Source organism: Variovorax sp. LjRoot84 (genome assembly GCF_964254305.1).
Taxonomy (GTDB): Bacteria; Pseudomonadota; Gammaproteobacteria; order Burkholderiales; family Burkholderiaceae_C; genus Variovorax.
Genome location: NZ_CAXUTE020000002.1, coordinates 358,380 through 382,545, shown reverse-complemented (window position 1 = coordinate 382,545; position 24,166 = coordinate 358,380). Strand labels below are relative to the sequence as shown.

The following is a 24,166-nucleotide window of genomic DNA, read 5'->3' as shown; positions in this document are numbered from 1 at the left end:
ACGGCCGACCGTCCGCTTGCGCCCGGATTGCTGACCATGCAGCCGTATTCTCAGGGCGCTTTCGCACCATCGAATTGAGCAGTTCGCGTCAGGCCACCGGGCGCAGTTCGCGGCCCAGATTGTTGCCGACGGTCGACTTGAGAAATGCCGCGCCGGCCTCGCCGGCTCAGCTCACGACGCGGAGGCGAGGGATTACCTGATGTGAAGTTGATCGATGAGATAGGCGACTCCGTCACTCGTATGCGTCTGGACGACGCGGCGTAGCTCGGACGAAGGCTCGAACGCCTCATGGGCCCCCGCGACGCTGTCGAGCCAGACGCAGATGAAGCCGGTCGGGGGATACGGCTCCGCCCACAGTCGCTCGCGACGAGCCGTCGAGACCGTCCAGTTCAACGCGATCTTGCTCCCAGTGGCTGCCGCCGCCTGTCGCAGTTCGCGCCAGAGCGTGTCACGAGTCTTCGCCTGCGCATGAAACGGGATGAGGACTTTGACAGGCTGTTCGGTGGGCTCATCTCCGTCGGTCTCGACCACGCACAAGGTCCAGCCCTTAAGAAAGATCGGCTCGTCGGTAGGGATGTATTTCTGACCGACCGCGGACGCTTGGGCCAGGCGCATGGCGTCTGCATCAGAGAAGAAAAGTTCCACGATCCCGTCCACGTCGAAAGCAGGCTCGCCGTCGCTCGTCCACAGCACTTTGTCCACGCGGTTGTGGGTGTACCTGGTGATGCCCTCCATGCCGAGCGCGAGCTTGGCATGGGGGCCCGCCCAGTACGCCCTGAAGTCGCACGTAGCCGTCCCTTCCTTCTTAGCAAGGAGCGTCATCCTCTTCATCATTCCGGGCCTTTCGGAGTTACAGAACTTGTCGCTCGGCTACTACGAATGCCGTGATCTCGGCCAAGAACGTCTTCGCGTGTGCCATCGTCACTTTCCCAGCTTCGGAGCCGAACGCTGCTTCCAGCGTCGCGGCATCCTCGAACCAAAGCTCGACGATACCGTCGATCGGAAAATCGTCGTAGTCACATGATTGCCCCTTCACCAATTCACGGGCGATCACGACGTTCTGCCTGTAAGCGCTGACGCCTGGCATCTTGCGGACCAGGTCGCCGTGGACCTTCCATTCGCGTCGAAAGTCCTCCTCGCTGAGATCAGGACGACGCTTCAAGATCGACATGCGCTTCAGTAGCCGAGCGCGCGCCTGCGGCTCCGGCAACTCGATGACCACACGCTGCTCGGCGGTCACAATGTGCAGTCCGCCGAGGAAGTGGCTTTCGTCTGCGATGAGGGCTGCAGCGAGCTCACTGTCGTTGAACGCGTGGTTCGCCTTGCCCACATCATCGAACCACAATTGCGAGAAGCCGTCGAAGTCCCACGGTCCGCGCGGGAAATCAATGCCCCGCTGCAAGCGCTCGGTCACCGGGTTTTGCCAGTACCCCCGCAAGCCGGGCGCTCTCTTGGCGAGCTCTCCATGGTGGCCACGCCAGTATTCGCTGAATTCTTCCGTCGACCAATCGGACTTCTTGCGGATCAGGCCCATTCTTACGTTCATGTCATTCACTCCTGGTTGGTCGGTTCAATGAGTTCGGCTGCAGCCTGTGCACGAGCACGTGCGAGGCCCGGAGCGCGTTTTGCAAGCCAGACGCCGTGCCGGATTGGCCAGCGCTTGTATGCGGGGTCGACCCCCAAGGTGATGGCGGCGTGATGCGGCCAGTACGGATCGAAGAGAGCTTCGCGACCCAGGGCGATCAGGTCGGCCTTCCCGTCAGCTAGCACTTCTTCTGCCTGATGCGCATCGACGATCATTCCGACGGCTTGCGTCTTGATCTGCGCCTCCTGGCGGATCCGCTCCGAGAACGGCACCTGAAATCCGAGTCCTCGCGGGACCGGCAGCGCGCGCGTTTCTTCTGTCAGTCCACCGGACGAGCAGTCAATTACATCGACGCCGCAGTCGGCAAGCTCGCGCGACAGGACGATGGAGTCCTCAAGACTCCACCCGTCCACACTGCCGTCTACCGCCGACAGCCGGCAGAACAGCGGCTTGCCCGCTGGCCAGGCCGCACGAACCTTGCGCGCGATCTCGAGGGCCAGACGCATGCGCCCTTCGAGGCTGCCGCCCCATTCGTCATCGCGGTGGTTCGAGTTGGGCGACAAGAAGCTTGCGACCAAATAGCCGTGGCCGAAATGGAGCTCAACCACATCGAACCCGGCCTGATCGGCGCGCACGGTCGCATCGACGAAAGACTGAACCACATCTGTGATGCCAGCGGCGTCCAGCGCAATCGGTGCAGACCATCCAGGTCCTGCGGGCAACGCACTTGGCCCGAGACGCTGCCAGGGCTGCAGATCCGACGCCAGGCGTTGTTCGGACAGCGCCGCGCCTCCTTCCCACAGCGGCTGGCTTCCCGACTTGCGTCCAGCATGAGCCAACTGCACGCCGATTGCTGCGCCGTTGGCATGGACGAAATCAACCACCTGCTTCAACGGTTCGACCTGGCTGTCTTCCCAGAGGCCCAGATCCGCCGTGCCGATGCGGCCTCGCGGATCGACAGCGGTACTTTCCGTCAGGATCAGCCCTGCGCCACCAAGGGCGAATTTCCCGAGGTGAACCATGTGCCACGGCGAAGCGCGCCCCGATTCGGCCGCATGCTGGCACATGGGTGAGATGACGATCCGATTGTTCAGAACCAGCTCGCGTAGCTGAATCGGCTGAAAAAGAAGTGGTTCACTGGTGGTCATAGGAAAGCCTGTTCAGTTAGGGGGCGACGACCGGAACGGTCGCGGGTTGCCGAGTACCCAGATAGGTGCCGCCCATCACGGAAAAAAAACGAAGAGATGCCAGAGGTTCAGCCGCTCGCCAAGCAACACGGCCGCGAAGCCGACGCCGAAGACCGGAACCCAGTAAAGGAAGACGGCAGTACGAGCTACGCCGATGCGCGCAATGGCGCGGTTCCAGACGAGGTTGGACAGCGCGGTCGCCATGACACCCGAAAACAGGATGAACGCCCAAGGGCGCCAGCCTGGAAAGAGCCCATCGAATCCAATCGCTCGCGACTCGAGGGTGGCGTGGACCGCCAGAAGGAACGAGCCAACCACATAGATCGCCCAGCTGTTGGTCAAGGGGTGGAGCTGCTTGGCCAGGCGCTGGACGATGGCGCCACCCGCGGCAAAGCTAACCACGGCGGCCACCAACATCAAGTCTCCGGCGCCTGCGCTCGAAAGACCGGCTCCGGGATGGCTCAACACCGCTGCCGCCACGCCCGCGAATCCGAGAAGGACACCTACGAGGCGCATCAAAGTCAGCCGCTCTCGGAACGCGACCGCTGCGAGCAAGGCGGATACCAGCGGGCTCAATGCCATGATCAGCGCGCCATTGGTGGCCGTGGATCGCAGCAAGCCCTGCGCAAACAGTATCTGGTTGAGGTACACCATCAGGACCGCACAGACCACGATCGCCCCGCACTGCCGCCACGACAACGACGGGAGTCCGCAGCGTTTCACCAGCACGATCAGGCTCAAAGCGGCGCATGCCACGAGCATCCGGAGCGCGGCCACTGTGGTGGGATCGAATACCCCTGTCAGGACCTTTACTGCGGCCACGTTCAGGCCCCAGATGGCCATCGCCCCGATCAAGGTCGCCTGCACCGCAGCTGGACTTACTTGGCGATCAGGCATGAATCAGGCCCCTTTCAGTTGGCGATCGCGCTGTCGGATCATTGATGCAAATGCACCGCCGAGCAGCAGCAGGCCGATGGCTGAAGATGCAAAGACCATGGTTGACGCGAAGGTGTCGACCACCCACGCGGCAAGCAGTACCCCAAGCGACTGTCCAAGGAACAGAACACACGCGAACAGAGAGACTGCCGTTCCGCGCACAGTCGGCGCCATTTGGGTCGCATGGGTCTGCAGCGTGTTGTGCAAGGCATAGAAGCCGAATCCGGCAAGCAGGCAGGCGGGAAGCGTCCACTGCCAAGATGGTGCGGATGCGATCGTTGCGAATGCGATGCCCAGGCAGACACCCCCAGTTGTCGCCAAGCCGGTTTCACCAAATCGCCGCAACAATGCGCGGGCGCAGCGGCTGTAAAGAAGCCCGCCGACGCCGTAGAGCGCGACGATGGCGCCTGCCATTGGCATCGACAGGTTGAAGGTCGCGTACAGGTAAGAGGGAATGAAGGCCAGTGCGCTGAACGCCAGCGCCCCTTCGATGCAGGTGACAAGCAACACAGTCCTTGCCCACGGCCTCGCCAGCACGTCCAAAACTCGACGAAGCACGCTACCCACGTCACCCGCCACCGGCAACGTGAGGCCGTGAGCACGCTTGGCAAGCATCGTGCCGCTGATCAGGAAGACCACCGCGAGCAGCCCGAACGCCGCTCGCCAGCTCAATAAGTCGGCGATGAGCCCGCCCAGCCATTGGCCGCAGATCATTCCAAACATGGTCGCGCCGAGCAGTCTGGCCAGCACTTCCTGACGACCTTCGTAGGCAACGCTGTCGCCGATCCACGCCATCGTCAAGGGGATGATTCCAGCGGCTGCAACGCCAGACAGAATGCGACTGACAACCAGCCAGTCCAAAGTGGGCGAGAACGCTGCGGCCGCGCTTCCGATCGTGCACGCCAGCGTCGCAAAGCCGATGAGGCGCACCTTGCCGAAACGATCCCCAAGCGGCCCGTAGAACAGCTGGAGAATGCCGTAGGCCAAAGCGAAGCTGGAAATGGTCTGCGCGGCCTGGCCCGTCGTAGCCGCAAACTCCGCTGCCAACGACGGAAGCATGGCATCACAGATTCGCATTGAAGCCATGCTTGCGAATGCGCATGTTCCGAGTAGCCAGAGCGTTCGGGTATCAAGGGAGCGGATGCTCATGGTCGCATCGCTCGGTACGGCGCCCACTGTCATGCCACCAAACCTGGTGCAAGGATCAGGCTTGCTTCGGTCGCCTCGATCACCTCACGAACTGACACGCCAGGGGCGGTCTCTTGAAGGACGAGCCCGTTCTCCGTCGGTCGGATCACTGCGAGTTCTGTGACGACCAGGTCGACGCGGCGCACCGAAGTAATTGGAAGGCTGCAGCGCGGAACGATCTTGGAGCCATTCTTCGACCGATGCGTCATCGCTACGATGACCCGCCGGGCTCCTGTCACCAGATCCATCGCGCCGCCCATGCCGGGAATCATGGAACCTGGAACCATCCAGTTCGCCAGTTGCCCAAGTTCATCGACCTCGAGACCGCCAAGTACAGTGACGTCGAGGTGACCGCCCCGGATCATTCCAAAGGAAAAGGCGGAGTCGAACGCGCACGCACCGGGCAAGGCACCGACGGGGCGTCCCCCTGCGTCGGTGAGATTGATGTCTTCGAATCCCTCACCGGGCAACGGGCTCATGCCCATGATGCCGTTCTCGGAATGGAAGAATACGTGAAGCGTCGGGGGCAGGTACTGGGCAACCAGTGTTGGCAGGCCGATGCCGAGGTTGACGCGGTCGCCATCTTTGAGCTCGCGCGCGACCCGTCGGGCAATCACTTCCTTGTCGTTCATGCGGCGCGCTCCTTTCCCACCAGGACATGGACGAGCACGCCCGGCGTGATCACCGCATCCGGCGCGATCATTCCGACGGGCACGATGCTTTCTGCTTCGGCAATCGTCGTGGTTGCCGCCATGGCCATCAGCGGATTGAAGTTGCGTGCGGTGAGCGTGTACTCAAGGTTGCCGTAGTAGTCCGCCCGCTTCGCGCTGATCAGGGAGAAATCAGCCTTCAAGGCGGTTTCGAGCAGGTAGCTTCGGTCGTCGACCTCGAGGGTGCGCTTGCCCTCTGCGACCAGGGTGCCGACGCCCGTGGGCGTCAAGATGCCGCCGAGACCGAATCCACCGGCGCGAATTCTTTCCGCCAAGGTTCCCTGAGGTACGAGCTCGACCTCGACGGAGCCGTCCAGCATGAGCCGCTGCGTCACGGCATTGGTCCCGATGTGGCTGGCGATGACCTTGCGGACCAACCCCGCATCGATGAGCCGGCCAACGCCAACCCCGGGTCGCGCGGTGTCGTTGCTGATCAGGGTGAGCCCACTACGCCGCTGTCGAATCAACTCGTCGATGAGCCGCGGTGGGCAGCCCACACCCATGAACCCGCCCACCATCAGCGAGGCCCCTTCCGGGATCATCGCGATGGCCTGCTCGAGCGGGACGGCTTTTTTCATCTTGCTTCGACGATGCCGACAACTTCGCCCAGACCAATGCGAGCTGCGCCTTCGCGCTCGCACCACCCTCGCATGATCAATGCGTCGCCGTCCTCCAGGAAGCTGCGCTGCTCGCCGTTGGGCAGCGTGATCGGCTGCTTGCCGCCGCTGGTGAGCTCCATCAGCGAGCCTGCTTCGTCCGCGGCAGGCCCGGACAGGGTGCCCGAGCCCAGCAGGTCGCCCGGCTGCAGATTGCAGCCATTTACCGTGTGGTGGGCGATCAACTGGGCTGGCGTCCAGTAGGCTGCGCGGGTGGTGTTGGTCCGAGAGAGCCGAACAGGCTCCTCACCCGCTTCGCGCATCCTCGCGGTCTGCAGCAGGACCTCCAGCTCGATGGAGAACGCGCCCTGCGCGCGGTTCGTCTCCGAGTCCAGGTAAGGCAGCGGTTGCGGATCTTCCGCCGGACGCCCGAAGCCCACGCGAAATGGCGCCAGCGCCTCGGCCGTGACCAGCCAGGGCGAAACCGTGCTGGCGAAGCTCTTTGAGAGGAACGGACCCAGAGGCTGGTACTCCCAGCCTTGGATGTCGCGCGCCGACCAATCGTTGAAGAGCGTCACGCCGAACAGGTGCGCCTCGGCCGCATCCATGCCGATGGGTTCCCCCTGCGTATTTCCTTGGGAGACGAACCAGCCGAGCTCGAGCTCGTAGTCCAAGCGCTTCGATGGGCCAAGGTTCGGCGCGCTGGCGTCCGGTGCCTTGGTCTGTCCCTGTGGTCGCTTAAAGCGCTGGCCGCTGACGCCGATGGACGAGGCACGCCCGTGATAGCCGATCGGCACCCATTTGTAGTTCGGAAGCAGCGGGTTATCCGGACGGAACTGTTTGCCGACGGTGGTCGCGTGGTGAATGCTGGTGTAGAAGTCGGTGTAGTCGCCGATGCGGCAAGGCACCGTCATCTCGACCGCAGACTGAGCAAAGAGGAAATGGCCCCACTCGGCCGCCTGCGCGCTGCCTTCGGCCAGGCCGGCGGAGATCGCGGCACGCAGGGTTTGGCGCTCCGTCGGGCTCTTCGCCATCAACACGTTCATGTCGTCCGTATGGACGAGGCCGGTCGCCTTCAAGTCGAGCACCTGGTCGCCGATCGCAACCCCGATGCGAAAGGCCTCGCCGCTGCCTGCAGGCCGGAAGCGGCCGAAAGGCAGGTTCTGGATCGGGAAATCGCAGCCGGCCTCGTTGGCCGAAGCAACCCAGCTGCGCAGCTTCGGATCGTGGGTGGCGTTCAGTTCGTTGTTCATGGCTTGAATTGGTCCTTGAGGCCGGCCCAGCAGTCGGCATAGTCGGTGTCCAGCGCCGAGCTCTGCAGCGCCCAGGCGGTGGGGATGAAGCGCAAGCGGCTCTCGAACATGAAGGCCAGCGTGTTGTCCAGCTTCTGCGGCTTGAGGTCGGCACGGCTCGCCTTCTCGAAGGCTTCCTCGTCGGGGCCGTGCGGCACCATCGCGTTGTGCAGGCTGGCGCCGCCGGGCTTGAAGCCGCCGGGCTTGGCGTCGTACTCGCCGTAGACCAGGCCCATGAACTCGCTCATGAGGTTGCGGTGGTACCAGGGCGGACGGAAGGTGTCTTCCATCACCAGCCAGCGCGGCGGGAAGATCACGAAGTCGCAGTTGGCGGTGCCGGGCGTGTCCGAGGGCGAGGTGAGCACGGTGAAGATCGACGGGTCCGGATGGTCGAAGCTGATCGAGCCGATGGTCATGAAGTTGGCGGTGTCGTACTTCACCGGCGCCAGGTTGCCGTGCCAGGCGACGACGTTGAAGGGAGACTGCTTCGTGGGCGCCGACCAGAAGCGGCCGCCGAATTTCTTGACCAGCTCGTAGCCACCGCCCTCGTCCTCGAAGGCCGCGACCGGCGCCTGGAAGTCGCGCGCGTTCGCGAGCCCATTCGATCCGATCGGGCCCAGCTCGGGCAGGCGAAACTGCGCGCCGTAGTTCTCGCAGATGTAGCCGCGGGACGGTCCATCGGGCACGGCAACCTTGAACACCACGCCGCGCGGCAATAGCGCAATTTCGCCGGGCTTGACCTCGAGCACGCCCATCTCGGTGGTGATCGCGAGGCGGCCTTGCTGCGGCACCAGCAGCATCTCGCCGTCGGCATTGACGAAAGCGCGGCGTTCCATCGAACGGCTCGCGAGGTAGATGTGCGCAGCGACGCCGCTGTGCGCCTCGGCGTCGCCGTTGGCGGCCAAGGTATGGATGCCGTCGATGAAATCGACATCGGCGTTGTCGAGCGGAAGCGGATGCCAGCGCATCGGCTCGGGCGCGAGCGCGATATCGCGGTCGGCGCCGGTCTGCCAGTGCGGCTGCGCATAGGCCTGGTAGCGGCCGGAGACCACCGAGGGCTGGCGCCGGTACATCCAGCTGCGCCGGTTCTCGTGGCGCGGCGCGGTGAAGGCGGTGCCCGAGATCAGCTCGGGATAGAGGTCGAAGGGCGCGCGCTGCGGGCTGTTGCGGCCCTGCGGCAACGCGCCGGCCACAGCCTCGGTGGCGTATTCGTTGCCGAAGCCGCTCTGATAGCGGCGCTCCGTGGTCAGGCGATCGTTCACGACTGGCTCCTTGACGTATGCGGGGGGATCGTCGTTTTCTCCCGCTGTGTATGGACGTGACGAGTCCCATCGCACCGGCTCGGCGCCGGTGCGAGACAAACAACAGACTTCGACGACTGCTCTTGGCGGTGGAGGCGCTAGCCTTCCAGCGTCTTCCACATTTCGACGTCGCGTTCCGCGGTCCAGATGCGCGGGTCTGTGTACTGGGTCGCTTCGTCGTAGCAACGCGTGACGTCGAAGGGCATGCAGTGATCGAAGATCACCCAGTGGCCGTACTTGGGCTTGAGCGCGGCGAAGGTGTCCTTGTAGACCGCGTTCAAGTCCTTGCCCGCGGCGACGCCCTTCTGCACGTTGGCGTAGACGTCGGCGATGAAGTCGCGCGTCTCGTTCAGGCCCTTGGCAACTTCGTCGGGCGTCGTCAGTGCCGCACCACGGCCCGGCACCAGCACTTTGGGCTTGAGTGCGGCGACGTTGTTCAGCGTCTGCGGCCAATCCTTGAAGTAGGCATCGCCTGCATACGGCGTAGCGCCGAATTCGACCAGGTCACCCGACAGCAACGCACCCTCACCCGGCAGCCAGACCACAGTGTCGCCCTTGGTGTGGCCGCGGCCGAGCTGCAGCAGTTGCACTTCGAGCTTGCCCAGCCAGAGTGTCATCTTGCCGGTGAAGGTCATCGTCGGCCAGGTCATGCCGGGCGGCACCGTCTCGACGTTGCTGAAGAGACGCGGAAACCGCCCGATCTCGCTCGCCTTGTCCTGCTCGCCGCGTTCGACGATGAGGTCGTACGTGTCCTGGCTCGCGATGATTTGCTGAGGCTGATAGGCACTGGCGCCGAGGACGCGCACTGCGTGGTAGTGCGTGAGCACCACATACTTGATCGGCTTGTCGGTCACTTCGCGAATGCGCCGAATGACATCGGCCGCCATGGCCGGCGTGGCCTGTGTGTCGGCGACCAACACGGCGTCGTCGCCGATGATGATGCCCGTGTTCGGGTCGCCCTCGGCGGTGTACGCCCAGGCGTGCTCGGAGATCTGGCTGAAGGTGACTTTCTTCTCTTCCAGGTCGGCCTGGCTCGCGAATTTTTTGGTTTCGGTCATGGGGTGTTCCTTGTGTGGACAGGTGATTGGGTCAGTGCGAGCCGAGATAGGCTGCCTTGACCTTGGGATCGTTGAGGAGTGCGCGACCTGTGCCCTCCAAGGTGATATGTCCTGTTTCGAGCACGTAGGCTCGGTCGGCCACGCCAAGCGCTTGCTTGGCCATTTGCTCGACCAGCAGGATGGTCAGTCCTGATTCCCGCAGTTGGCGAATGGCGTTGAAGATGTCTTTGATGATCAATGGCGCCAAGCCGAGCGAAGGTTCGTCCAACAGCAGCAAGCGCGGCTCGCTCATCAAGGCGCGTGCGATGGCCAGCATCTGCTGCTCACCGCCCGACAAGGTCCCGGACAACTGGTCCTGGCGCTCACGCAGCCGCGGGAATCGCTTGAATTCGCGTTCGATGGCGGCCGCGGTGGCGGCGGGGTCATTCCTTCGCGAATAGGCACCGAGCATCAGGTTCTCGCGCACCGTCTGATCGGCGAATACCCCGCGGCCTTCCGGCGACATCGCGACGCCAAGGCCCACACGTTGATGCGATGCAACGTTCGTGATGTCCTTGCCATCAAGCAAGATGCGGCCTTCGGTGACGGGCTCCAACCCGCAGATGCTCTTGAGCAAGGTGCTCTTTCCGGCTCCGTTGGCGCCGATGATGGTCACCACTTCGCCCTTGCGCACTTCGATGCTCACGCCCTTGACTGCCTGGATCGCACCGTAGGCGACCTTGACTGATTCGAGTTTCAGCATGTTTGACTTTCCGGTTCAGGCTGCGGCGAGCGCTTCTTCGGGCTCGTCGACGCCAAGATAGGCTTCGACAACACGGGGGTTGGCCTGCACCTCGGCGGGCTTGCCCTCGGCGATCTTGATGCCGTAGTCGAGCACGATGACGTGGTCCGAGATCGACATGACGAGATCCATGTGATGCTCGACCATCAAGATGCTCACGCCGCACTTGCCGATACGGAGCAAGAGCTGGCCCAGCTCGGCCGTCTCTTGCGGGTTGAGACCTGCAGCAGGTTCATCAAGCAGGAGGAGTTGCGGCTCCGTCGCCAACGCCCGTGCGAGCTCGACGCGGCGTTGCAGGCCGTACGGCAGGCTGCCTGCCGCGTGGTGCGCCAGATGCAGCAGCCCCACCAGATCCAGCAACTGCAGGGCGCGGGCTCGCGTTGCGGCCTCTTGCTTCCTTGCACTGGGCAGGTGAAGCAGCGATGCGAAGAAGCCGTTCGTCATACGGCTGTGACGACCCAGCATGACATTGTCGAGTACCGAAAGTTCAGCGAAGAGGCGCAGGTTCTGGAACGTGCGCCCCATGCCCATGCAGCAGATCGAGTGCACCGGTCGACCGGAGACTTCCTGGCCAAGGAACTGGATCGAACCTTCGGTCGGATCGATCAGGCCGGTGAGCATGTTGATCATCGTGCTCTTGCCGGCACCGTTCGGTCCGATCAGCGCATGGATGTGCCCGCGCTGCAGCCGAAACGAGACGTTCTGGGCCGGCTTCACGCCGCCGAAGTTCTTGGTGACCCCCTGAACCACCAGCAACTCACCCTTGCCTTCGGGACCGATGCGGGTGGGGACGGCGGCCGTATTCGATACCTCGGGCGCCGCGGTCGACCGCCTGAACCACTTCGCGAACAATCCCGTCACGCCGCCAGGCATGACATAGAGCGCAAACAGCAACAGGAAGCCATACAGGAAGTGCTGCGCCGAAGGCCAGCGCGCCAATGCCGCATCGACCGCCGTGAGGATCACCGTGCCGACCAGCGGCCCGTACTGGGAGCCCGCGCCGCCGAACAGGACCAGCAGGAGGATGAAGATCGACAGGTGGAAGGTGATGAAGTCGGAGTTGATGTACTGGTTCTGTTGGGCGACCAGTGCGCCGGCGATACCGCAGGTGACAGCCGCAACGACGAACGCGATGACCTTGGCGCGATAGACGCGAACGCCCACCGAGGACGAGGCAATCTCGTCTGCCTGCAGCGACAGCAGCGCGCGACCGAACCGACCCTGCAGAAGATTGCGCAACAAGAGGTGAGTGAAAGCGCACAGGCCAATGCCAAGCCAGACCCATTGCAGCGACGTCAATGGTTGCCCGTCCCAGGTCAAGGCCTTGATGCCGTAGATCCCTTGCGCGCCCCCGAACACGTCGGTCCACTCGCCCACGAGCTTTTCCACGACGATGCCGAACGCCAGCGTCACCATGGCAAGGTACGGCCCCTTGACTCGCAGTGATGGCAGAGCGATCAGGACGCCACAAACCGCAGAGATACTGGCTGCAATCACAAGCGCAAGCCATGGGTTGATCTCGGTACGGGTCGTCAGCAGTGCAACCGCGTAGGCTCCTGCGGCGAAGAGACCTGCCTGGCCGAGCGATTTCTGCCCTGCATAACCGACCAACACGTTCATGCCGGCGGCGCAAAGGTAGTAGACGCACATCATGAAGACGATGCGCAGGTAGTAGTCGTTCCCGAAGAGGGAGGTGATGCCGACGAGCGCGGCGGCGACGAGGACGACGCCCAAGAGATGTTGACTGCGCTTCATACCTTTTCCACCAGCTTCTTGCCGAACAGTCCGGTGGGACGGAACGCGAGGACCAGGATCACGAGACCGAAGACAGCGACCTCGCGCCACTGCGCCTGCCACAGGTTCACCAGTGACTCGAAGACACCTAGAACGAATCCGCCAATGACGCAGCCTCGCGGATTGCTCAGGCCTCCGATCATGGCGCCGGAGAAGCCTTTGAGGCCGACCGTCAGGCCCATAAAGAGCGAGGCTTGCGCGATCGGTGCGAGAAGGAAGCCGGACAGGCCGGCGAGTGCCGAACTGACCACGAAGGCGCCAATCATCACTGCGTTGGTGTTGATGCCCATGAGGCTGGCTACGTTGCCATTTGCCGCCACCGCGCGCATGGCCTTTCCCACCATCGTCCGGTTCATGACGAAATCGAAGCCGATCATGATGACCACGGCGACCGCTAGCGTCAGAAGCTCCTGGGGACGGACGCCGATGCCGAGCAGTCGGATCACCGTGTCGCCCACCGGTCCGGGCACCACTACGGGCTTCGGTCCCCAGATGGCCAATCCAATACTTTGCAGGATGACTCCGAAGCCCAGGGTGCTCATGACCCAGGCCATGCCTGGTCGTCCAGCAAAGGGCCGCACACCGATCACGTAGAGGAGCCATCCGAGAAGGCCCATGACACCGAGCGCCGCCGCAAGGGCCAGGAGTTGAGCGCTGGCGCCGGGAAGTGCCTGGCCGAACGTGGTCGAGGTCACAGGAAGACCCAGGACCAGGAAGAGCGCGCTCATGCCGATGAATGCACCCGCCGACACGAACTCCCCATGAGAGAAGTTGAGGGTCTTGGTGGTCGTGAATGTGATGCTGAAACCTAGAGCGACCAGTGCGTAGGCTCCGCCCACGGCCAAGCCACTGAGAATCGCCTGCAAGAGCGCCTCTGTCATAGTGCCTCCGAGATGATTGCCCGAGCCGCGGAATGCGGCTCGGATACGCGTGGTGCGTTACTGCTTGAAATCAGCGGTTGCCAGCGAGCCGACAATCGGGTCGGTGTAGGGCAGCAGCTTGCCGTCCTTCCAGCGAATCCAGACCAGGTCCTTGGCGGTCAGGGCTTCGTGATTGGTCTTGCTGAACGGCTTGTCATAGGTCTTCAGAACACCCTGCACCGGAGTCTTCAGGTCCTCCAGCGCGAGGCGAATGGCCGACCCATCAAAGCTGTTGGCTTGCTTGGCCGCGGCGGCATACAGCAGGACCGAGTCGTAGCCGTGCAGCGCGAAGGAGAAGGAGCCCGGCGCCTTGAGCTTGGGGCCGACGCGGTCGAACAGCTTCTGCTGCGCAGGCGAGCGCGTCTCACTGACCGTGCGCATGAAGATCGGCTTCTCCGCCAGCGTCTTGCCTGCTGCATCGTAGAACGTGATGTTGTCTGCTGCCCACGATGTCAGCACCAGCGGGAAGTAGTTGATCTTTTCCATGCTTCGCACCAGCTGTGCGATGGGAGTTCCCTGTGCCCAGACCACCACCGTATCGACACCGGCAGACTTCATCTTGCTCAGCTGAGAGGTCATATCCGTATCGCCAACACCAAAACGCTCGGTCGCTGCGATCTTGATGTTCTGAAGCTTTGCAAGCTCCTCCATGTCCTTCAGCCCGCCTTGGCCGTAGCCGGTGGTCTCGGCCATCAGGCCAACGACCTTCGACTGCGCGGTGTTCTTCTTGACGTACGCCATCAGGGCAGCGACCTGTTCACGATCAACCATCGAGACGCGGAACATGTAGTTGTCTGCGCCGGGGCTCATTGGCTTGGTGATGTCGGTGCCCGAACCCACGTTGCCGATGACCGGAATCTTCTTCTGGTTGGCGATGTGCTTCCAGGCCATCGCATTGCCTGAATTGGTCGGGCCGAACACGGCGGCAACCTTTTCGTTGTCGACCAGCTCGCTCATGTTCTGGATCGACTTCGGCGGTGCCGAAGTGTCATCGCGAGTGACGAGCGCCAGCTTCTTGCCGAGGACGCCGCCAGCCGCATTGATGTCGGCAATCGCCGCCTCCATGCCGAGCACTGCCGCCTGGCCGCTTTGCGCGGAGGGAGAGGCTGACAGATCTCCGTTGTAGCCCAACTTGACGTCTTGAGCGCTTGCGGCTGTGGCAGCAACAAGGCTCGCGGCAAGAGCGGCTCGCTTCAGGAACTTGGGAATGCTCATAGCTGTCTCCGGTTATTCGAACTCGGTGAGTTCAGGGTTGCGATCAAAAATGAAGTGAAAAATCAGGAAGCGAGGAAGCCGCCGTCAACGGGAAGAGTCACGCCCGTCACATAGGTGGCCATGCTCGATGCGAGGAATACAACGGGGCCGACCAGTTCCTCGGGCTGCCCGACGCGCGCCATCGGCGTGCGCAACATGAACTTGTCGAGGCGCTCCGGCGCCTCCCGCGTGTACGACGTCATGGGTGTCTCGATGACGCCAGGCGCAATTGCGTTGACACGGATACCGTCCTTCGCCAACTCGACGGCGAGCGCTTGCGTCATGAGCTTGACCGCGCCCTTGGACGGGGAGTAACCCACTACATTGGGAATTCCGGTGCTCGAGGCGATGGACCCGACATTGATGATCACGCCCTTGGTTTCCCTCAGCGCATCCAACCACGCATGCGTTGGAAGGAAGGTACCCATCACGTTCACCGTCAGCGTGCGCTCGAGGTTCGACGCGACCTTCGGGCTGTCCAAACCCTCGCGAATGATGATGCCGGCGTTGTTCACCAGGATGTCAATGTTTCCGACTTCGCTTGCCACGGTGAGTGCGAGTGCCTGGCAAGCATCTCTCGAAGTCACGTCCAACTTGTACGCGACTGCCTTCCCGCCCGCGGCACTGATTTCGGCAGCAACTGCCTTGGCGTTTTCATCGTTCAGGTCGGTCACGACGACCTGGGCTCCCGCTTTCGCAAGGCCCTTGGCGATGGCTTTGCCATTGCCCTGCCCTGCGCCGGTCACAAGCGCGATGCGCCCGCCCAACACCTGCGGCGCCATGAGTTCGGAGATTTCCATTTGTCTTTCCGGATAGGTTTGTCTTGAGATCAGGCGGCGTGGACACGCTGGCGCGGAGCGGCCAACTGGACGACATCAGCCGCAGGTCGCGTTGTTTGGTTTGCGAGCGTTTGACCCACGACGTAGCCGAAGGTCAGCGCCGGGCCGAGGGTGATGCCCGCTCCGGGGTAGTTGCCACCCATGATGCTGGCAGCGTCGTTGCCGACGGCGTAGAGGCCCTTGATCGGTTGCCGGTCCTGCGTTAGGACCTGGCACGAGTCATCGGTCAGCAGTCCGGCGAATGTGCCGATCTCGCCGACAACGATCTTGATCGCGTAGTAAGGGCCCTGGCGGATGGGCGCCATGCACGGGTTCGGAGTCACCAAGGAGTCGCCCTGGAAACGGTTGTAGGCCGTGCTGCCCTTGGCGAATTTTGTGTCGATGCCCTTGGCGGCATCGCGGTTGAAAGATTCAACCTCCTCTTGCAGCACGCCGGAAGGCACGCCGATCACCTGGGCCAGTTCTTGCAGGCTGTTGCCGCGCTTGAGGTAGCCAGTTTGCAAGTGCCTGCCGATCGGCAGGGGGAACGGCGCAACGCAACCCATCCCGTATTCGCGCAGGTGCTTGTGGTCGCAGATCAGCCAGCAGGTCACTTCGGAGTTGCCCTCGCACGCCTTCACGAGGTCCTGAACGAAGTCGTGGTACGAGAGCGCTTCGTTGGTGAAGCGGCGACCCCGTGGCGTGACGGCGATCACACCTGGCTTCGCCCGATCGATGAAGTGAGGCATGACGCCCTCGGAGCCATCTTTGCGCTTCGTCACCGAGGTCGGGCACCAGGCGGCGGCGTTCGGAATGGTGGGGTCGACCCAGCCACCGACGGATTCGCCGAGCCGCAGACCATCGCCGGTGTTCAGTGCCGGAGAGGGGGTGAAGTGTTCGTGGCCGGTCGGCGCATGCGGGAACAACTGCTTGCGGCGCTCCACGTCATAGGGGAAGCCACCGCATGCCAGGACCACCCCACGGCGCACTCGGATCTCGAGCGGCTTGCCGTCTTGCACGATGGTCGCACCGACAACGGCATCGCCTTCCACGATGAGCGACTTCACCGGCGAGTTCAGCCACACGGGAACGTTGAGGTCCATCGCGGCCTTGGCGAGACGGCCAGCCAAGGCGTTTCCGTTCGTCAGGGTCATCCCGCGGCCATACCTCACCACATCGAGCAGGTGACCGCCGAAGCGCTTGGCGACGTACCAGAAGGACTCGAAAGATTTAAAGGCACGCAGGAAGTGCCACAGTTCCTTGCCCGAGCCGAGCATCATGCCGAACACGGTCAGCTCGGGCACGGGCGGCGCCAGCTGGGCGATGCGGCTGCCGAGTTCTCGCCCGTCGAAGGGACGGGTCACCATGGAGCGACCGCCCGGTTGGCCGCCAGGCGCTTCTGCGTGGTAGTCGGGAAACACCGGCGGCATGTCGAACTGCACGCAGGTGTTCTCGGTAAAGAAGTCGAAGGCTTTCGGTCCGTTCTCGATGAAGGCGTCGACGCGCGCGGCGTCGAAATGCGTGGTCGCCTCGTGCTGCAGATAGGCGCGGGCCGCTCCCGGCGGTTCGTTGATGCCCTGCTCTTTCGCGAGCTTGGTGCCAGGGATCCAGAGCCATCCACCTGAGCGGGCTGTAGTGCCGCCATAGACCGGCGCCTTGTCGACGACGAGCACCTTGAGGCCCTGATAAGCCGCGGTGACCGCCGCCGACATGCCAGACGCGCCAGTGCCGACCACCAGAACGTCGTACTCGGATTCCTGCTTGCTCATTGACCATCACTCCTAGAGGTAGGGGCCGCATCTGTCGACCCGATGGCGTTAGTATCATGCTAACGCATCTTTCCTATACTAATGGTTTACCCTGAGCTAATGAAGTTGTTAGAATCAAAACGTTAGGAGACAGCCATGGGCGCACTTGAAAGTGACAGCAGCGAATCGAACTCGGAGAAGGAACGCAGGGGCATCCAGTCCATCGAAGCGGGCGGCCAATTGCTACTGGCGCTGGGCGCCCAGGGACGACCTATGCCCTTGAGGGAGCTCGCCAAGGCAGCTGACATGGCGCCCGGGAAGGCCCACCCGTACCTGGTGAGCTTCTCCAAGCTGGGGTTGGTCACCCAGGAGGCTTCGACGGGCTACTACTGGCTGGGACCGACCGCAATGCAGCTTGGCCTCGTGACTCTCCGGATGCTCAATCCGGTTCGCGAGGCCACGCCCTTCGCGGAGCAATTGGCCAGGGAAACTGGACACAGCGTTGCCCTTTCCGTGTGGGGCAACCAGGGGCCGACGATCGTGTATCTCTTTGATGCGATCTATCCGCTACACACCAATATCCGAACGGGAACCGTCATGTCGTTGGCGGGCACAGCGACGGGCCGCTTATTCGCCGCCTACCTGCCGGCCAAGCTGATTGAGGAATCTCTGCTCGAGGACGAGCGGCGATTAGGACCGGACATCGCCAAGCCTACCGAGCGCGTCGATTTCCAAGGCATGTTGAACGAGGTACGAAAACACGGCGTGTCTCGCTCAGTCAACAACCCCACTCCAGGGGTCTCCTCGTTCGCGGCGCCTGTTTTCGACTATTCGGGAAACATCGTGCTCGGAGTCACGCTCATGGGGCGCTCACGATCCTTCGATACCGACTGGGCCGGTAGTCAGGCGATAGCAGCGAAAGCTTGTGGCGTTGAGGTTTCCAAGCGCCTCGGTCATCAAACGCTGCGCTCCGGTTGAACTCTCGGGCAGCGTTGCGCCGCGCCACACCGCTCCATACCTTGAGTTCGAGTCGAAGGGCGTCGCTGCAATCCGCCTCTGAGCCGAAGTCAGCCTTTCCGTACGGCAGCTGTGCGGCGAAAGCCGTCCTTCACAACGCGACGGCCTACGACTCGGACCGGCCAACAGCGGCCGGTCGTTTCCGGTCCCGATGCAGGCCGAAAGCTGACACTCAGCTCCAGCTCCAGCTCCAGCGCCGCGCCTTCCATCGCACGGATTGAGGGGCCGAACTGAAGCGCTCATGCGGCAGAATCGGCTGCCCATGAAAAGTTTTTCCCTGTTCGACCGCGTATCGGTTTCGCCGCTTGGCGGATGGAAATGCACCTTTCGTGGAGTAGTCGTGAGCGAGCCTGAGCCTGTCGATACGGTGAAGGGACCGGAGTACTTCTACTGGGTGGAGTTCGACGAGCCTCAACAAGCCGTCGACGGGACGGACACGTATCGCAAAGCGCAGATTCTGAGCTGCTACCTTGACAGGGATTCGCCGTAAGGGTCTCAGTTCGGCCACCACTGGCCGTTCGCCGACGAGACCGCCGATGACGTAGCTCCAGCCCCGGCACCCTGGACAGGCGGAAAGGGTCGTCCTTCGCGTAGCTGTGCTCGGCCTGATCACGAGGCGCCTGCGGGGCGTGCCGGTTGCTGCGGGTCTGCTAGTTCGGCAGGCGCAGGTGCTCGTCCGTGTGGGTCGCCTGCAGCTGGACTTGGGATCGCTGTGAGCGCTCGCCGCTGCAGGAGGTAGAGCCGGCCGCCGGCGAACGCCCACTCGAGGTCGTGGCTCCCGCCGAACACCTCGTCGCAGCGAAGCGCGAGCGCATGAAGCGCGGCGAGCTGTGCATCGTCGAGGCAGAGCACGCGGGCGAGCCCCTCGGGAACGCATGTGCGGCTTGTGCCGCCTTCCGGGTCGGTGCGTATGGCGACGTCCTTCAGTCCCGCGATTCGCGCGACGACGGCACCGTCACGCCTCAAGCAGAACCGATCTGGGATGACGAGACCGGCAACGACCGACTCCCCGAGCCCCCAGGCCGCCTCGACCACGATCTCGTCCGACCCGTTGACGGGGTTACGGCTGAAGAGCACGCCAGCGGAGTCCGCGTCGACGAGCTCCTGTACGACGACGGCCATTCTCGGCTCGCGGGGCAGCCGAAGGCGCTCGCGGTACGCGAACGCTGAAGGCGAGCGCGCCGAGCGCCAGATGGCGGACACGGCGTCAACGAGTTCGGGCTCGGAGCGCAGGTTCAGCTGCGTCAGATGCTGTCCTGCGAAGCTCGCCTGCTCGGAGTCCTCACCCACTGCGGACGAGCGCGCCACGAGCCGGGCGCCGAGCGTGCGAAAGACTGCAGCCAGCCGCTGCCTCGCGTCGCGTTCGTCAGCAGCGAGTGCATCCACGAACCCGTACGGAAGCGCGACACCCGCGGGAACGGGCAGGCCCGCACGCGTGGCGGCGGCTAGCTGCGCGGCCTTGCCGCCGAACAGGCTCTCCTCGAGCTCCTCGGTAAGCGCTGCCGGTTTCATCGTCGCCTGCCCGAAATCAGGGTGAACGCGTCAAGCCGCAGTCGGCGGCCACCGCGCATGCCGCTTGAAGGACGGCCGCCCGCGCAGGAGTGATGGGCAGCGCCTGATCCGGCCGTACCCGTTCAGACGGTGCGGCTGCTTCGGTCATGCGACGACCTCGGCCTTGCCCGCGGTGCCATCGACGATGATCCTCGCGCCGTCCAGGAGCACGGAGGTTGCATCGGTGCACCCGACGACTGCTGGCAGCCCGTACTCGCGCGCGACGATCGCGGCGTGCGAGAGCAGCCCGCCCCGGTCGGTCACGATCGCGCCGAGGAGCGGCAGCACGATGTTGAATGCCGTCGTCGTGGAGTTCGTGACGAGGATGTCGCCCCGCTCGATGCGACCAAACTCCTCGGTGCCGCGAATCACCCGTGCGGTGCCCTCGTACACGCCCGGGCTGGCGCCGAGACCGTGAACCTTTCGCTCCTCGGTGCGTGGCTTCGGCGCGGCGAAGATCGCCTGCACGGCTGCACCGATCGCGCGCTCCAGCCTTGCCGCCGAGGGCGGCAGCCACTCGGGCGGCAGCGGATCGCCCGGCTCGCCGCCGAGAAACGCCGGCGCATCCGCGTAGCGCGCCTTGAGCCGGTAGCGCGCACGCTCGGCCAGTTCCTCGCCCGATGGGCCGTCGCCGGACTCGACGAGGCTTCGAAGCTCCGCGTAGCCAGCCTCGACGAGATGGCCCGGATCGGCGAGCCGCCCCGCCGCCGTAAGCCGGCGGCCGGCCGCCAGGATCGCGCGCCGCATAATCCCGATCGCCCAGAGGTCGGCGTAGATGCCCCGCTCGTCGCGTAGCCGGTAGGTCGCCCGAGCCTCCTCGAGCAGCGCGTCGAAGGCATCGCGATGCCGAGCGGGCACTGCGTCGCGCAACTCAGAGGTCTTCCGGTCCAGGTCGTTCGCCGGTGGAGTCTCGAGGCGATCGAATGCTGTGCGGATCGCTCCGACGATCAGCTCGGGAAGCTCGTGCACCGACGGGTCGCCCACGTCCTCGCCGTTTACCGGCCGGTAGGCGACACGATCGACGTATGCCGAAGCGAGCCGGCCCGTGTCGCCGGACAGCGAGCGAAGCGCGGCGACCACCTCGCCCGGCTCTCCGGCCGACGTGAGCAAGGCCGTCGCCGTCGTATCCAGTCGGAGCGCGCCGACCAGTCGCTCGAGCTCCTCGTCTGCACCGAGCGGGTCGGGGTTCGCGCCCTGGAGGAGACCGAGTAACTGGGCCGGCGAGCGGCCTGTCCACTCTTGCGCGTGCACGAGGAAGTCGCCCACAGACAGGAGCGCCGGCACGTTGAAGCGGTGATGGATGTACGCGCCATGGATCTGGTTCTCGCGGCAGCGATCGATGTATGCGAGGAGCGCAGGCGTGTCGAGCGCCGCCGGGTCAACCGCGAGCAGCGCGAGGTGAGCTCGGATCGCCGCGGGCTTCACCTCCCGGTCCCAGCGCTCGAGGTCCTCACGCCAGAGCTTGCGCTCGAACACGGTCGCGCTCGTCTCGAGCCGGCGCCGAATCATTGGGTGACTGCGCGCGAGCTCGTCCCACACCTCTTTCGGAGGGTGACCGACCGCCTCCCTCGGCGCGCCGACGGGACGTGCGCAGTAGTACGGGAACCCGTTGACGAAGCCCGCCTCCAGGTACTCGAGCAACGATCCGTAGCGGCGGAGGCTCTCGCCGAAGCCGCGCTGGAACGCGTCGGGAAAGATCTCCACTTGGAAGCGGGTCACCGGCCGCGTCCAGTGAGTCGGGTCAAGGAACCACGATCCCGGACCGGGTGGGGCGAAGGTCTGCTCAGCGACGAGTGTCATCATTACCAACCTCCTTCATGCTTGCCGGATTGCGGCGAAGTTCGTCCGTCAGCACGCGTACGGCCCAGGCGGCGGCCTTGCCGGCCTCCTGGCCCTCGAGGTCCCACTGGTCGCGCATCGCCTGCCAAGCGGGCGCGCTCACGAGCAGGTAGATCACCGCAAGGGCGCGTCGGCGCTCGGCCGGCCCGAGCCCGCCGGTGACCTCCCGCATCGCCTTCTCGAACGTCGCCAGTCGCCGGCGCCGCGTGCGGGCCCGGATCTCCTGTCCGCGCTTCGATAGGAGGGCGCGGATCAGCGGCGCTCGCTCGTCGTACATGCGATAGAGCGCAGGCGCCATCTCGCGGACGCCCTCGAGCGTGTCCGGGTAGGAAAGGAGGACGACCCGGAGGTGCTCCTCCGCCCACTCACCGAACTCGTCGAAGAGAGCCTCCTTGGTCGGGAAGTGCCGGTAGACGGTACGGACCGACACGCGGGCGCGCATGGCGACAAGCGGAACCGTGACCTCGTTGACCTCCTCGTCCGCCAGCACATCTGCCGTCGCCTCCAGTATCCGAAGGCGCGTCTGCTCCATCTGTTCTGCGCGGAGCGGGCTCTCGTACGTGGTCGTGCTCATAACACGAGGAGGATAATCATGTCACGGTGTCGTGTCAAGAAGGCACGCTGACATGTCGCCAAATGCCACGCCCTCATGATGGCGTGGCGAAGCCGATTGGAAATCGTGAATCTCTACGCTGCGTCGCGACTGATCCCGCGGACCTGCGCCGCGCGCGTGCCAGCCCGTTAGCCGCGACACGACGCACACATCGCGGCGGCGGTGCGGGAGTGCGAGCCCGTAGCACTGGCGTGGGGCGTCCATGCCAAGCACCTCGATCGCCAGGTCCGCCCGATCACCGATGCTTCTGGCCGTTCAGCAACTTTAACGAAGGTCCGCTTCTCTCGATGCTGAAGGACCGCAACGGGCCCCTACCTGCAGAAGGAAGCATGCCGCCCGTCATGCCAGCCGCCGGCGCAGACTGAGTCTCCATTCCCCAACAGGAGCTCATCATGGAGGCAACTTCGACGTGTCGCCGCGAGCCGTGGAACAAGGGTAAGCTCGTCGGGCAGAAGACCCCCTTCAGACTCAGGGAAATTTGGGCCATCCGGGTGCGTTTGCAGCTCCAAGACCGTGTTCGGGACCTTGCGCTCTTCAACCTCGGCATCGACAGCAAGCTCCGGGCGTGCGACCTCGTGCAGCTTCGCGTCCGCGAAGTTTCAAACGGGGAGCGCGTGGCCGCCCGCGCGAAGGTGATGCAGCAGAAGACCGGTCAACCGGTTCAGTTCGAGATGACAGGCCCGACGCGGCTGGCCGTCGAGACGTGGATTGCTACGGCCCAGTTGAAGCCCGGAGATTTTCTGTTCCCGAGCCGCGTTCATGAGTCGCCGCACATCGGGACCCGACAGTACGCCCGAATCGTGGACGGCTGGGTCGAGGAAATTGGATTGGACAGCACGACCTACGGCACGCACTCGATGCGCAGGACGAAGGCATCGTTGATTTACCGGCTCACAGAACCTGCGCGCCGTGCAACTTCTGCTCGGACACAGCAAGCTCGAGAGCACGGTGCGCTACCTTGGCATCGAGGTTGAGGATGCGCTGGATCTGACGGAGCAGACCGACGCCTGAGGCGGTCGGCCGCCCGGACATACTGAACCGGGCTGCTCTCCGGCAGAATGCGGCCAGCAGCGGTCTTCCACCCCCAAGGCAGAATTTCCCCGTCGCTTCTCTCAAATCCCTCTTCGCGTCGGCAGCACGAACCGCGGCTTACCAAGCACTTGAGTCGCCACCCGCGACGCGAACCGCCGCGTCAAGAAACGCACGCCAAAGCACGACAGCTTATTGAACAGGCCGGGCACAACCGTGCGCTTGCCGCGCAGCATCGCGCGGATCGCGGCGTGCGCCACGAACTCCGCGCTTTTCGTCGACGCGTTCGCGATCCACGAGTAGTCACCTCCGCCGGACGTGGCGTGGAACGCGGTTTCGGTGCCGCCAGGGCAGACGCAGGTCACCGCCAGCGGCGTGCCGCGGTGCTCGTCATGGAGACCTTCGCTGAAGTTGCGGACGAACGCCTTCGACGCGGCGTACAACGCCATGTTCGGCACTGACTGGTACGCGCCGGTCGACGCGATGTTCACCATATGCGCGGGTTCGGCGCTTGTCTTACGAGCGTCAACGAAGCACCGCGCGAGCGCGACCAGCGAGGTCATGTTGAGTTGAATGAGTTCCGCGTCGCGCGCCCAGTCGACCTCGTCGAACCGGCGGAAATAGCCGAATCCGGCGTTGTTGATCAGGATGTCGATCGGGCCGCCGGCGATCGCGTCGGCCCACAACGCGCGCGCGGCATCGGGCTTGCCGAGATCTGCGGTGATGATCTCGACCTTCACGCCCTTGCAGCTCGTGGCGACCGCATCGAGAGCGTCCCGGCGCCGCGCCGTCAGCACGAGATCAACGCCGAGCGCCGCGAGCTCACGCGCGATTGCCGCACCTATGCCGCTGGATGCGCCGGTCACCAGTGCGCGCTTGCCAATGCTGGCGGTTGTGTATGAACTCAAGATCGTTCTCCTTGTCATGCAGAGCGGGTACAGAACTCCAA

22 protein-coding genes and 1 pseudogene are annotated in these 24,166 nt (G+C 64.0%); 3 read left to right on the top strand and 20 right to left on the bottom strand.

The window, feature by feature from the left end; translation table 11 throughout:
• Positions 1–192: 192 nt before the first annotated feature.
• The 16 genes from ACSQ9I_RS32490 to ACSQ9I_RS32415 all read right to left on the bottom strand — a co-directional run bounded on the left by ACSQ9I_RS32490 (position 193) and on the right by ACSQ9I_RS32415 (position 17,189).
• Positions 193–822 carry an EthD domain-containing protein gene (locus tag ACSQ9I_RS32490; RefSeq protein ID WP_436316149.1) on the bottom strand — a complete coding sequence of 210 codons (630 nt, stop codon included), beginning with the start codon at positions 820–822 and terminating at the stop codon, positions 193–195.
• Between the two features lie 28 nt (positions 823–850).
• Positions 851–1,546, bottom strand: coding sequence for an EthD family reductase (locus ACSQ9I_RS32485; RefSeq protein ID WP_436316148.1), 696 nt, complete (start codon positions 1,544–1,546; stop codon positions 851–853).
• 5 nt (positions 1,547–1,551) lie between these two features.
• A complete protein-coding gene (locus ACSQ9I_RS32480) occupies positions 1,552–2,733 on the bottom strand; it encodes an NADH:flavin oxidoreductase/NADH oxidase (RefSeq protein WP_436316146.1) in 1,182 nt (393 codons plus the stop codon).
• A gap of 75 nt (positions 2,734–2,808) precedes the next feature.
• A complete protein-coding gene (locus tag ACSQ9I_RS32475; RefSeq protein WP_436316145.1) occupies positions 2,809–3,669 on the bottom strand; it encodes a DMT family transporter in 861 nt (286 codons plus the stop codon).
• 3 nt (positions 3,670–3,672) lie between these two features.
• Positions 3,673–4,857 (bottom strand): MFS transporter, encoded by a 1,185-nt coding sequence (locus tag ACSQ9I_RS32470; protein ID WP_436316144.1) that lies wholly within the window; start codon positions 4,855–4,857, stop codon positions 3,673–3,675.
• Positions 4,858–4,886: 29 nt separating this feature from the next.
• Positions 4,887–5,528, bottom strand: coding sequence for a 3-oxoacid CoA-transferase subunit B (locus ACSQ9I_RS32465; RefSeq protein ID WP_436316143.1), 642 nt, complete (start codon positions 5,526–5,528; stop codon positions 4,887–4,889).
• The gene (locus tag ACSQ9I_RS32460) at positions 5,525–6,184 is read right to left on the bottom strand and encodes a CoA transferase subunit A (RefSeq protein WP_436316142.1); all 660 of its coding nucleotides are present in this window, start codon (positions 6,182–6,184) and stop codon (positions 5,525–5,527) included. Before ACSQ9I_RS32460 ends, ACSQ9I_RS32465 begins: the two co-directional genes overlap by 4 nt.
• A complete protein-coding gene (fahA, locus tag ACSQ9I_RS32455; protein ID WP_436316141.1) occupies positions 6,181–7,455 on the bottom strand; it encodes a fumarylacetoacetase in 1,275 nt (424 codons plus the stop codon). The genes ACSQ9I_RS32460 and fahA overlap by 4 nt, the downstream gene beginning before the upstream one ends.
• Entirely contained in the window at positions 7,452–8,756 is a 1,305-nt protein-coding gene (hmgA, locus tag ACSQ9I_RS32450; protein ID WP_436316140.1) for a homogentisate 1,2-dioxygenase, read from the bottom strand. Before hmgA ends, fahA begins: the two co-directional genes overlap by 4 nt.
• A 137-nt stretch (positions 8,757–8,893) precedes the next feature.
• Complete coding sequence (locus ACSQ9I_RS32445; RefSeq protein ID WP_436316139.1) at positions 8,894–9,853, bottom strand: MBL fold metallo-hydrolase; 960 nt, start codon at positions 9,851–9,853, stop codon at positions 8,894–8,896.
• Positions 9,854–9,884: 31 nt separating this feature from the next.
• Complete coding sequence (locus ACSQ9I_RS32440; RefSeq protein WP_093111897.1) at positions 9,885–10,595, bottom strand: ABC transporter ATP-binding protein; 711 nt, start codon at positions 10,593–10,595, stop codon at positions 9,885–9,887.
• 15 nt (positions 10,596–10,610) lie between these two features.
• Positions 10,611–12,389: a branched-chain amino acid ABC transporter ATP-binding protein/permease gene (locus ACSQ9I_RS32435; protein WP_436316138.1), complete on the bottom strand. Its 1,779-nt coding sequence runs from the start codon at positions 12,387–12,389 to the stop codon at positions 10,611–10,613.
• A complete protein-coding gene (locus ACSQ9I_RS32430; protein ID WP_436316137.1) occupies positions 12,386–13,309 on the bottom strand; it encodes a branched-chain amino acid ABC transporter permease in 924 nt (307 codons plus the stop codon). Before ACSQ9I_RS32430 ends, ACSQ9I_RS32435 begins: the two co-directional genes overlap by 4 nt.
• A gap of 57 nt (positions 13,310–13,366) precedes the next feature.
• The gene (locus tag ACSQ9I_RS32425) at positions 13,367–14,563 is read right to left on the bottom strand and encodes an ABC transporter substrate-binding protein (protein ID WP_436316135.1); all 1,197 of its coding nucleotides are present in this window, start codon (positions 14,561–14,563) and stop codon (positions 13,367–13,369) included.
• Positions 14,564–14,625: 62 nt separating this feature from the next.
• Positions 14,626–15,402: an SDR family NAD(P)-dependent oxidoreductase gene (locus ACSQ9I_RS32420; RefSeq protein WP_436316133.1), complete on the bottom strand. Its 777-nt coding sequence runs from the start codon at positions 15,400–15,402 to the stop codon at positions 14,626–14,628.
• 29 nt (positions 15,403–15,431) lie between these two features.
• A complete protein-coding gene (locus ACSQ9I_RS32415; protein WP_436316132.1) occupies positions 15,432–17,189 on the bottom strand; it encodes an FAD-dependent oxidoreductase in 1,758 nt (585 codons plus the stop codon).
• A 135-nt stretch (positions 17,190–17,324) separates the two neighbouring features.
• Between ACSQ9I_RS32415 and ACSQ9I_RS32410 the strand changes: the two genes are divergently transcribed.
• Positions 17,325–18,146, top strand: a complete 822-nt coding sequence (locus tag ACSQ9I_RS32410) for an IclR family transcriptional regulator (protein WP_436316131.1) — start codon at positions 17,325–17,327, stop codon at positions 18,144–18,146.
• A gap of 301 nt (positions 18,147–18,447) precedes the next feature.
• Positions 18,448–18,675 carry a hypothetical protein gene (locus ACSQ9I_RS32405; protein WP_436316130.1) on the top strand — a complete coding sequence of 76 codons (228 nt, stop codon included), beginning with the start codon at positions 18,448–18,450 and terminating at the stop codon, positions 18,673–18,675.
• 119 nt (positions 18,676–18,794) lie between these two features.
• On the opposite strand, the gene ACSQ9I_RS32400 is transcribed toward ACSQ9I_RS32405, so the two are convergent.
• From ACSQ9I_RS32400 to ACSQ9I_RS32390, 3 genes are all read right to left on the bottom strand, one after another.
• On the bottom strand, positions 18,795–19,697 hold the full coding sequence (locus ACSQ9I_RS32400) for a PEP/pyruvate-binding domain-containing protein (RefSeq protein WP_436316129.1): 903 nt from the start codon (positions 19,695–19,697) through the stop codon (positions 18,795–18,797).
• A gap of 144 nt (positions 19,698–19,841) precedes the next feature.
• Positions 19,842–21,539 (bottom strand): PEP-utilizing enzyme, encoded by a 1,698-nt coding sequence (locus tag ACSQ9I_RS32395; protein WP_436316128.1) that lies wholly within the window; start codon positions 21,537–21,539, stop codon positions 19,842–19,844.
• A complete protein-coding gene (locus ACSQ9I_RS32390; protein ID WP_436296806.1) occupies positions 21,520–22,149 on the bottom strand; it encodes a TetR/AcrR family transcriptional regulator in 630 nt (209 codons plus the stop codon). The genes ACSQ9I_RS32395 and ACSQ9I_RS32390 overlap by 20 nt, the downstream gene beginning before the upstream one ends.
• A gap of 431 nt (positions 22,150–22,580) precedes the next feature.
• Here ACSQ9I_RS32390 and ACSQ9I_RS32385 point away from each other — a divergent pair.
• A pseudogene (locus tag ACSQ9I_RS32385) lies at positions 22,581–23,199 on the top strand (tyrosine-type recombinase/integrase).
• 101 nt (positions 23,200–23,300) lie between these two features.
• Here the strand turns inward: ACSQ9I_RS32385 and ACSQ9I_RS32380 are convergent.
• Positions 23,301–24,125, bottom strand: a complete 825-nt coding sequence (locus ACSQ9I_RS32380; protein WP_436316127.1) for an SDR family NAD(P)-dependent oxidoreductase — start codon at positions 24,123–24,125, stop codon at positions 23,301–23,303.
• Positions 24,126–24,166: the final 41 nt, after the last annotated feature.

Bases quoted from the DNA above. Each gene is read 5' to 3' on its own strand.
- ACSQ9I_RS32490 (WP_436316149.1), bottom strand. From the start codon at position 822: ATGACGCTCCTTGCTAAGAAGGAAGGGACGGCTACGTGCGACTTCAGG.
- ACSQ9I_RS32485 (WP_436316148.1), bottom strand. From the start codon at position 1,546: ATGAACGTAAGAATGGGCCTGATCCGCAAGAAGTCCGATTGGTCGACG.
- ACSQ9I_RS32480 (WP_436316146.1), bottom strand. From the start codon at position 2,733: ATGACCACCAGTGAACCACTTCTTTTTCAGCCGATTCAGCTACGCGAG.
- ACSQ9I_RS32475 (WP_436316145.1), bottom strand. From the start codon at position 3,669: ATGCCTGATCGCCAAGTAAGTCCAGCTGCGGTGCAGGCGACCTTGATC.
- ACSQ9I_RS32470 (WP_436316144.1), bottom strand. From the start codon at position 4,857: ATGAGCATCCGCTCCCTTGATACCCGAACGCTCTGGCTACTCGGAACA.
- ACSQ9I_RS32465 (WP_436316143.1), bottom strand. From the start codon at position 5,528: ATGAACGACAAGGAAGTGATTGCCCGACGGGTCGCGCGCGAGCTCAAA.
- ACSQ9I_RS32460 (WP_436316142.1), bottom strand. From the start codon at position 6,184: ATGAAAAAAGCCGTCCCGCTCGAGCAGGCCATCGCGATGATCCCGGAA.
- fahA (WP_436316141.1), bottom strand. From the start codon at position 7,455: ATGAACAACGAACTGAACGCCACCCACGATCCGAAGCTGCGCAGCTGG.
- ACSQ9I_RS32445 (WP_436316139.1), bottom strand. From the start codon at position 9,853: ATGACCGAAACCAAAAAATTCGCGAGCCAGGCCGACCTGGAAGAGAAG.
- ACSQ9I_RS32440 (WP_093111897.1), bottom strand. From the start codon at position 10,595: ATGCTGAAACTCGAATCAGTCAAGGTCGCCTACGGTGCGATCCAGGCA.
- ACSQ9I_RS32435 (WP_436316138.1), bottom strand. From the start codon at position 12,389: ATGAAGCGCAGTCAACATCTCTTGGGCGTCGTCCTCGTCGCCGCCGCG.
- ACSQ9I_RS32430 (WP_436316137.1), bottom strand. From the start codon at position 13,309: ATGACAGAGGCGCTCTTGCAGGCGATTCTCAGTGGCTTGGCCGTGGGC.
- ACSQ9I_RS32425 (WP_436316135.1), bottom strand. From the start codon at position 14,563: ATGAGCATTCCCAAGTTCCTGAAGCGAGCCGCTCTTGCCGCGAGCCTT.
- ACSQ9I_RS32420 (WP_436316133.1), bottom strand. From the start codon at position 15,402: ATGGAAATCTCCGAACTCATGGCGCCGCAGGTGTTGGGCGGGCGCATC.
- ACSQ9I_RS32415 (WP_436316132.1), bottom strand. From the start codon at position 17,189: ATGAGCAAGCAGGAATCCGAGTACGACGTTCTGGTGGTCGGCACTGGC.
- ACSQ9I_RS32410 (WP_436316131.1), top strand. From the start codon at position 17,325: ATGGGCGCACTTGAAAGTGACAGCAGCGAATCGAACTCGGAGAAGGAA.
- ACSQ9I_RS32405 (WP_436316130.1), top strand. From the start codon at position 18,448: ATGAAAAGTTTTTCCCTGTTCGACCGCGTATCGGTTTCGCCGCTTGGC.
- ACSQ9I_RS32400 (WP_436316129.1), bottom strand. From the start codon at position 19,697: ATGAAACCGGCAGCGCTTACCGAGGAGCTCGAGGAGAGCCTGTTCGGC.
- ACSQ9I_RS32395 (WP_436316128.1), bottom strand. From the start codon at position 21,539: ATGATGACACTCGTCGCTGAGCAGACCTTCGCCCCACCCGGTCCGGGA.
- ACSQ9I_RS32390 (WP_436296806.1), bottom strand. From the start codon at position 22,149: ATGAGCACGACCACGTACGAGAGCCCGCTCCGCGCAGAACAGATGGAG.